Source organism: Kitasatospora sp. NPDC059462, from assembly GCF_042749955.1.
Taxonomy (GTDB): Bacteria; Actinomycetota; Actinomycetes; order Streptomycetales; family Streptomycetaceae; genus Kitasatospora.
On sequence record NZ_JBHYUU010000029.1, the window covers coordinates 53,378 to 61,341 of the forward strand.

The window sequence follows — 7,964 nt, forward strand, 5'->3', positions numbered from 1 at the left end:
CACACCACCCCCCCCAGCCCCCCGCCCGCGGCTGGGCCGCCCCCCCCAACACGGCCCCCCCCCCCGCCCCCCCCCCGCGACACCTGCCGTCAGTCCGCCAGCGGGAGGTAGACCCGGTTGCCCTGGGCCTTGAACTCCTCGGACTTGACCTTCATGCCTTCCAGCGCCTCAGCGTCAACGTCGCTGGTCACGACCGCCTTGTCGCCGTACAGCTCTGTGATGCTTTTGCTGATCTTCATCGAGCAGAACTTCGGGCCGCACATCGAACAGAAGTGGGCGGTCTTGGCGGGCTCGGCGGGGAGGGTCTCGTCGTGGAAGGCGCGGGCCGTCTCCGGGTCGAGGGCCAGGTTGAACTGGTCCTCCCAGCGGAACTCGAAGCGGGCGTCGGAGAGGGCGTCGTCCCAGGCCTGGGCACCGGGGTGGCCCTTGGCGAGGTCGGCGGCGTGGGCGGCGATCTTGTAGGTGATGACGCCGGTCTTCACGTCGTCCCGGTTGGGCAGGCCCAGGTGCTCCTTCGGGGTGACGTAGCAGAGCATCGCGGTGCCCCACCAGGCGATCATCGCGGCGCCGATGCCCGAGGTGATGTGGTCGTAGCCGGGCGCGACGTCGGTGGTGAGCGGGCCCAGGGTGTAGAAGGGGGCCTCGTCGCAGATCTCCTTCTGGAGATCCATGTTCTCCTTGATCTTGTGCATCGGGACGTGGCCCGGGCCCTCGATCATCACCTGGACGTCCTTGGCGCGGGCGATCCGGCCCAGCTCGCCCAGGGTCTGCAGCTCGGCGAACTGCGCCTCGTCGTTGGCGTCGGCGATCGAGCCGGGGCGCAGGCCGTCACCGAGGGAGAAGGTGACGTCGTAGCGCGCGAGGATGTCGCAGAGCTCCTCGAAGTTGGTGTAGAGGAAGTTCTCCCGGTGGTGCGCCAGGCACCAGGCGGCCATGATCGAGCCGCCGCGCGAGACGATGCCGGTCTTGCGGCGGGCGGTCAGCGGCACGTAGCGCAGCAGCACGCCGGCGTGCACGGTCATGTAGTCGACGCCCTGCTCGCACTGCTCGATGACGGTGTCGCGGTAGACGTCCCAGCTCAGCTCCTCGGCCCTGCCGTCGACCTTCTCCAGCGCCTGGTAGAGCGGCACGGTGCCGATCGGCACGGGGGAGTTGCGCAGGATCCACTCGCGGGTGGTGTGGATGTTGCGGCCGGTGGAGAGGTCCATGACGGTGTCGGCGCCCCAGCGGGTGGCCCAGGTCATCTTCTCCACCTCCTCCTCGATCGAGGAGGTGACGGCGGAGTTGCCGATGTTGGCGTTGATCTTCACCAGGAAGTTGGTGCCGATGATCGCCGGCTCGACCTCGGGGTGGTTCACGTTGACCGGGATGACGGCGCGGCCGCGGGCGACCTCGTCGCGGACGAACTCCGGCTCCAGGCCCTCGCGCAGGGCCACGAACTCCATCTCGGGGGTGACGATGCCGCGCTTGGCGTACCCGAGCTGGGTGACCGCGGCGCCGTCGCGGCCGCGCAGCGGGCGGCGCGGGCGGCCGGGGAAGACGGCGTCGAGGTTGCGCAGGTCGCCGCCGCGCGGCGCGGTGTGCCGGATGCCGTCGTCCTCGGGGCGGGACTCGCGGCCGTCGTACTCCTCGACGTCGCCGCGCTGGCGGATCCAGGCGTCGCGCAGGGCCGGCAGGCCGCGCCGCACGTCGGCGCGGTACTCCGGGTCGGTGTACGGCCCGGAGGTGTCGTACAGCGGGACGGTCCTGCCGTTGGTGAGCACGACCTCGCGGTACGGGACGCGCAGATCGGGGCGGGACCCCTCGCGGTGGGCCTTGCGCCAGGCCGGGGTGGGGTAGCCGGTGCCCGCGCTGGTGACGGCGGCCCCGGAGCCGGACGGGGTCCGGGCAGACTGCGGCTGTGCATCGAAGGTGGTCATCGGACCTCAAACTCCCTACGCCGGCATTACCCGGTCAGGTTCCTGCGGTCGACGCAGCCGCCGGTCCGTCCCTCGACGTCCCGTTCAGCGCCCTCTCAGCCCGGTGCTCCGAGCTCCCGCGTCCGCAGGCGGTGTTGCCCGCGCATGACGTCCAACACCGTAGCGAGCCGATCGCCGGAGGTCCAGAGCGGGTCCGGGAGGAGGAACCGCGAGGTCCGGACGGTGAACGGGGGGCGCGAAGGCGCCGCGGCGGGCAGACTGGCCCCGTAGCTGACGAGGCGAGGAGGCCGGCGTGGTCGGGAGCACGGGGCGGGTCACCGGGGCGGTTGGCGCGGGGCTGGTCGGCGAGGTGATGGTGCACGTGCCGGAGCGTCAGGGCACCGAGGCGTTCCTCGCCTACCTGGCCGTGCCGGGCGAGCGGCTGACGGTCGGGACTCCGGTGGTGGTGATCGAGTACCAGCCGCCGAGGACGGTCTATGTCGCGCCGATCGGGCCGTGACGCTCCGATGACCCTCTGGTGACGAGCTTGTGACGGTGCGTCATGTCACTTCCCTTTCCCCGGGCCCCGGCCCGGGCGGACAATCCGAATCGGCGCATCTCCTGCGCCCGAAGGGGGAGTTGAACCATGGGATACGTCATCGCCGGGGCAGCCGCCGCGGCACTGATCATCGGGGTCACGCTCTTCAAACTCATGTGGCGGGTGGCCGAGCCGAACGAGGCACTGATCATCTCCGGCTCCCGGCACCGCACCGAGGGGGTCGGCGACGGCCTGGGTTTCCGGATCGTCACCGGGCGCGGCACCCTCGTCACCCCGGGCCTGCAAGGGGTCCGGCGGCTCTCGCTGGACCTCAACGAGGCCGAGCTGAACGTCGAGTGCGTCACCACGCAGGGCATCCCGGTGCGGGTGAAGGGCGTGGTGATCTTCAAGGTCGGCGACGACGACGTGTCGATCGCCAACGCCGCCCGCCGCTTCCTGGACCAGCAGAAGCTGATCAGCCAGCGCGTCCACAACGTCTTCGCCGGCCACCTGCGCTCGATCGTCGGCGGGCTCACCGTCGAGGACATGATCCGCGACCGCGAGCGGCTCACCGGTGAGACCCGGGCCGCCTCGGGGCTGGAGATGGAGAAACTCGGGCTGATCATCGACACCCTGCAGATCCAGGAGATCATCGACCCGACCGGCTACATCAAGAACCTCGCCATCCCGCACGCCGCCGCCGTCCAGCGCGACGCCCGGATCGCCCAGGCCGAGGCGGACCGGCTGGCCACCGAGGCCGAACAGGAGGCCGCCGCCCGCAAGGCCGAGGCGACCCGCAACAGCGAGATCCAGCAGTCCTCGTACCAGGCCGAGAAGGACACCGCCAACGCCCGCGCCCGGCAGGCCGGTCCGCTCGCCGACGCCGCCGCCCGGCAGGAGGTGGTGGTCCAGGAGACCCGGGTCGCCGAGCTGGAGGCACGGCGCAAGGAGCAGCAGCTCCAGATCGACGTGCGCAAGCCCGCCGACGCCCGGGCGTACGACACCCGCACCACCGCCGAGGCGGCCCGTGACGCCCGGATCTCGGCCGCGCAGGCACAGGCGCGGGAGACCGAGCTGGAGGCGGCCGCCGAGGCCAGCCGGGTGCGGGTCGCGGCCGAGGCGGACGCCGAGGCCACCCGGGTGCGCGGTCTGGCGCAGGCCGAGGCCACCACGGCGACCGGGCAGGCGGAGGCGTCCGCGGCCGAGGCGCGCGGTCTGGCCGACGCCGCGGCGGCGCGGGCGATCGGGCTGGCCCGGGCCGAAGGCATCAAGGCCCGCGCCGATGCCCTGGCCGAGAACCAGGACGCGGTGGTGGCCCAGGAGTTGGCCGAGCATTGGCCGCAGATCGTGCGGGCCGCGGCGGAGTCCTTCGGCAACGTCGAGCACATGGTGCTGCTCAACGGGGCCGACGGGATGGGCGAGTTGTTCGCCAAGGCGCTCGCGATGGGCGGCACCGGGCTCGGGCTGGCGCGCCAGCTGCTGTCCACCGTCGGCCCGGACGGCGCCGCCGCCCCGGCCACGGCCGCCCCGGTACCCGTGGAGACGGTCCCGGTGGACGCCGTGCCCGTGGACGCCGTACCGGTGGACCCGGCGCGCGAGCAGCGCTGATCCGTCTGGGTAGACCGGCCGCGCCCGCCTGAGTACCCGTACTCAGGCGGGCCCGGCCGGGCGCACCGGACCATGGGGACATGCATCCAGCAGCCACCGCGCGGATCGGCATCACCGCCGTCGGAGCCCGCCTGCCCGCCCGCCGTCTGACCTCCCAGCAGCTCCAGGACGAGATCACCGCCGGCGGCCGGCTGCGCCTGCCGGAGCGGACCTTCGAGAAGGCCACCGGCATCGTCACCCGGCACTTCGCCGCCGAGGGCGAGTACGCCTCCACGCTCGCCGTCGGCGCCGCCCGGCGCGCCCTGGACGCCCGCGGGCTGCACCCGCTCGACCTCGACCTGCTGCTCTTCGCCTCCGCCACCCGGGACGTCGCCGAGCCCGCGACCGCCCATCTCGTGCAGGCCGAACTCGGCTCCCGCGCCCACGCGTTCGACGTCAGCAACGCCTGCAACAGCTTCCTCAACGGGATCGACCTGGCCCGCGCGATGATCCTGGCCGGCCGGGCCCGGCGGGCCCTGGTGGTCACCGGGGAGACGCCCAGCCGGGCGATGCGCCGCGACCCGGCCGGCGCCGGGCAGTTCCGCGAGGGCTTCGCCGGCTACACCTTCGGCGACGCGGGCGCGGCGGTGGTCGTGGAGGCCGTGGAGCGCGGCGGCATCCTGGACGTGGAGACCGAGACCGCCTCCGAGCACTGGGCGACCGGCGGCATCCCGGGCGGCGGCTCGCGCCATCCGCGCGGTGACGAGTACAGCTACTTCCGGGGCGGCGGAACGGAGTTGCGCGGCGTCTTCGAGAAGATCGGCCCGGACATCCTGGCCCGGGTGGCGGCCCGCACCGGCTTCGGCTGGGACGACTACGCCAGGGTGCTGGTGCACCAGGTGACCGTGCCCTACCTGGAGCGGTTCGTCGAGGCCACCGGGGTCCCGGAGGAGAAGCTGGTGGTCACCGTGCCCGAGCTGGGCAATGTCGCCAGTGCCACGATAGGTGTCCAACTCGAACGGATACAGGGTTCGTTGACCCCGGGCGACAAGGTGCTGATGGTCGGCCTCGGCGGCGGCGTCAGCCTGATGACAATGGTCTGGGAGGCGTCGTGACCGAGCTGTGGGTGATCGTGCCCGCCTACCAGGAGGAGGCCCGGATCGTCGGCGCCCTGGACGCCCTCGCCGCCCAGCGGGACCGGGACTTCACCCTGCTGGTCGCCGACAACGGCTCCACCGACGGCACCGTGGCGGCCGTCCGCGCCTTCGCCGCCCGGGCACCGTTCCCGGTCGAGGTGCTGGTCGAGCCGGAGAAGGGCGTCGGCTCCGCCGTCGACACCGCGTTCCGGCACGCCATCGCGCACGGCGCCACCCTGCTCGCCCGCACCGACGCCGACTGCCTGCCCGAACCCGGCTGGACCGCCGCCGCGAGGGCGGCGCTGCTCGACTGCGGCGGACTGGTCTGCGGCCGGGTCACCGCCCGCCGGGACGAGCACGGGCCCGCCGGGCGCGCCGTCTTCCTGGTGCTGGTCGCACTCGGCGCGTTCTTCGGCCGGATCCGGCCCGCGCACCGGCGCCGGCACGGCTACCTCACCCCGTACCGGATGCACGCGGGCAACAACATGGCGATCACCGCCGAGCTGTACCGGGCGGTCGGCGGCATGCCGCGCCGCCCCTCGCCGACCGACCGGACGTTCATCAACCGGATCCGCCGGCACACCACCGCGATCGTGCACCGCCGCGACATGGTGGTGCAGAACTCCACCCGGCGGATCCGGGCGTACGGAGTGGTCGGCACCGCCCGCTGGTACCTGGAGCGCGGCGCCGGCGCCCGAGCCGTCGACGTCCGCTGACCGCGCCGCGCCGCCACCCCGCCGCACCCGCCGCCCCGATCCGCCGCAACCCGAGGACACCCCCGTGCTCGACCGGCTCGCCCACGCCCTGCGCACCGTCCACCCCGACCGCCCCGCCGTGCTTCACCGCACCCGGGCCGGCACCACCCGGGTCCGCATCCGCCGCGGCGAACTCGCCGCCCTCGCCGACACCTACGCCGTCGCCCTGCGCGCCCGCGGCCTGCACGACGGCGCCACCCTCGGCGTCGCCCTCCGCCCCGGGCCGCGCGCCCTCGCCGTCCTGATCGCCGCCCACCGGCTCGGCCTGCGCACCGCCGTCCTCGACCCGACCGCCGGCCCCGACGTGCTCGCCGCCCGGCTCGCGCTGGCCCGGCCCGACCTGGTGCTCGCCGACGCCGCCGCCCAGGCGGTGGCCGGCTGGGCCCGCCCGCTCGCCCGCCGCGCCGACCTCGCACTGCCCCCGCTCGCCGCGCTCGGCCCGGTCGCCACGCTCGGGCACCGGCTGCCCGGCTGCGCGCCCCGGCTGCGCACCAACCCCTTCGGCGCCTCGGTGCCGAGCATCCCCGGACGGGACGCACCCGGGCGGGACGGCGACGCCGTCATCGTCTTCACCTCCGGCACCACCGCCCGCCCGCGCGCCGTCGTGCACTCCCGCAGCGGCCTGGCCGCCGGGCTGCGCACCGTCACCGAACTGGTCGGCCCGCGGCCGGGCACGGTGGTGCTGGGCGGCACCTTCTTCGTGCTGGTCCCCGCGCTCACCGCCGGAGCCGCCGTCGCCCTGCCGGCCCGCGACCCCGCCGCGCTGGCCCGCCAGCTCGCACGGCTCGCCCCGGCCCACACCTACCTCACCCCGCCGCAGCTGCGCGCCGCGCTCGGCGCCGGGGCCCGCTTCACCGGCCGGGTCTGGACCGGTTCGGCGCCCGCCGACGCGGCCCTGCTGCGCCGGGTCAAGCAGGCCGGGGCCGACCAGGCCTGGGGCGTCTACGCGCTCACCGAGCTGTTCCCGGCCGCGGCGGTCGAGGAGGCCGAGAAGAGCGCCTTCACCGGGACCGGCGACCTGGCCGGCGCCCCGCTGCCGGGCGTGCGCACCGGACTCGGCGACGACGGCGAACTGCTGCTCACCGGCCCCGGCGTCCGGCACCGCTACCTCGGCGAGGAGCCCGAGCCCTGGGTGCGCACCGGCGACCGCGCCGCGCTCGACCCGGACGGCCGGATCGTGCTCGCCGGCCGGCTCAAGGACATGGTGCTGCGCCGCGCCGAGAACATCTACCCGGGCCTCTACGAACCGGCCCTGCACCTGCCGGGCGTCGAACTCGCGGTCCTGGTCGGCGTCCCCGACGGGAACGGCGACGAGCGGCTGGTCGCCCTCGTCCAGCCCGCGCCCGGCACCGACCCCCGGCGGCTGCGCGGGGCGCTGGCCGGCCCGCTGGAGCGGATGGGCTCGGCCCGCCCGGACGCCCTGCTGTTCGGCCGGGTGCCGCTGGCCGGCCGCTCCCGCAAGCCCGACCGGGCGGCGGCGTCCGCCCACTGCGCGCGGGAGCTGGCGACATGACCGGCGGCACCGGCCGGGAGCCGGCCCGGCACCGGGGCGCCCGCCGCCGGGACCGCCGGGTCTACCTGCGCAGCCACCCCCTGCTGTTCGCGCTGCTCGCCGCCACCCGCCGCCGCCCGGTGGCCCGGCTCGGCCGCACCGTGCTGGTGCACGGCGCCGAGGCCTACCGCGAGGCGCTCACCCGGATCCCGCTGGACCGCACCGCACCGGGCACCACCGGCGGCGCGGCCGCCGAACTCACTGAGGGCGGCGCGCTGTTCGACCAGGAGGGCACCGGTCACCGCACCGCCCGGCGGGAGGTGGCGGCCGGGCTGGACGCGGCGGCGGTGGACCGGCTCCGCCCCCGCTGGCAGGCGGTGCTCGCCGCCCGGACCCCGGAGCTCGCCACCGGCGACCTCGAACTCGTCGCCCTGGCCCGCGAACTGGCCGGGGTGACGGCCGCCGCGCTGACCGGGTCGGCCGGCTGCCCGCACGCGCTGGCCGGCGCCGCCGCCGAGGCCGCCGCGGCCGCCGCCCGCGACCACCTGCCCGGCCTTG

6 protein-coding genes, 1 pseudogene and 1 riboswitch are annotated in these 7,964 nt (G+C 75.2%); of the genes and pseudogenes, 6 read left to right on the plus strand and 1 reads right to left on the minus strand.

Translation table 11 applies throughout. The features are described 5' to 3' along the window. Positions 1 to 89: 89 nt before the first annotated feature. On the minus strand, positions 90 to 1,919 hold the full coding sequence (gene thiC, locus ACFXAM_RS11165; protein WP_380289751.1) for a phosphomethylpyrimidine synthase ThiC: 1,830 nt from the start codon (positions 1,917 to 1,919) through the stop codon (positions 90 to 92). Further along, positions 1,915 to 2,049: riboswitch (TPP riboswitch) on the minus strand. Its footprint overlaps the gene before it by 5 nt. 162 nt (positions 2,050 to 2,211) lie before the next feature. Here thiC and ACFXAM_RS11170 point away from each other — a divergent pair. The 6 genes and pseudogenes from ACFXAM_RS11170 to ACFXAM_RS11195 form a co-directional block, all read left to right on the plus strand. Then, positions 2,212 to 2,418, plus strand: coding sequence for a hypothetical protein (locus ACFXAM_RS11170; RefSeq protein WP_350560485.1), 207 nt, complete (start codon positions 2,212 to 2,214; stop codon positions 2,416 to 2,418). A 126-nt stretch (positions 2,419 to 2,544) separates the two neighbouring features. After that, the gene (locus tag ACFXAM_RS11175; RefSeq protein WP_380289753.1) at positions 2,545 to 4,044 is read left to right on the plus strand and encodes an SPFH domain-containing protein; all 1,500 of its coding nucleotides are present in this window, start codon (positions 2,545 to 2,547) and stop codon (positions 4,042 to 4,044) included. A gap of 80 nt (positions 4,045 to 4,124) precedes the next feature. Further along, positions 4,125 to 5,138 carry a 3-oxoacyl-ACP synthase III family protein gene (locus ACFXAM_RS11180; protein ID WP_380289755.1) on the plus strand — a complete coding sequence of 338 codons (1,014 nt, stop codon included), beginning with the start codon at positions 4,125 to 4,127 and terminating at the stop codon, positions 5,136 to 5,138. Beyond that, entirely contained in the window at positions 5,135 to 5,875 is a 741-nt protein-coding gene (locus tag ACFXAM_RS11185; protein WP_380289757.1) for a glycosyltransferase, read from the plus strand. The genes ACFXAM_RS11180 and ACFXAM_RS11185 overlap by 4 nt, the downstream gene beginning before the upstream one ends. A gap of 64 nt (positions 5,876 to 5,939) precedes the next feature. Continuing rightward, a complete protein-coding gene (locus ACFXAM_RS11190) occupies positions 5,940 to 7,427 on the plus strand; it encodes a class I adenylate-forming enzyme family protein (RefSeq protein WP_380289759.1) in 1,488 nt (495 codons plus the stop codon). After that, positions 7,424 to 7,964 (plus strand): annotated as a pseudogene (locus tag ACFXAM_RS11195) (cytochrome P450); the annotation flags it as partial. The gene ACFXAM_RS11190 and the pseudogene ACFXAM_RS11195, both read left to right, overlap by 4 nt.

Bases quoted from the DNA above. Each gene is read 5' to 3' on its own strand.
- thiC (WP_380289751.1), bottom strand. From the start codon at position 1,919: ATGACCACCTTCGATGCACAGCCGCAGTCTGCCCGGACCCCGTCCGGC.
- ACFXAM_RS11180 (WP_380289755.1), top strand. From the start codon at position 4,125: ATGCATCCAGCAGCCACCGCGCGGATCGGCATCACCGCCGTCGGAGCC.
- ACFXAM_RS11175 (WP_380289753.1), top strand. From the start codon at position 2,545: ATGGGATACGTCATCGCCGGGGCAGCCGCCGCGGCACTGATCATCGGG.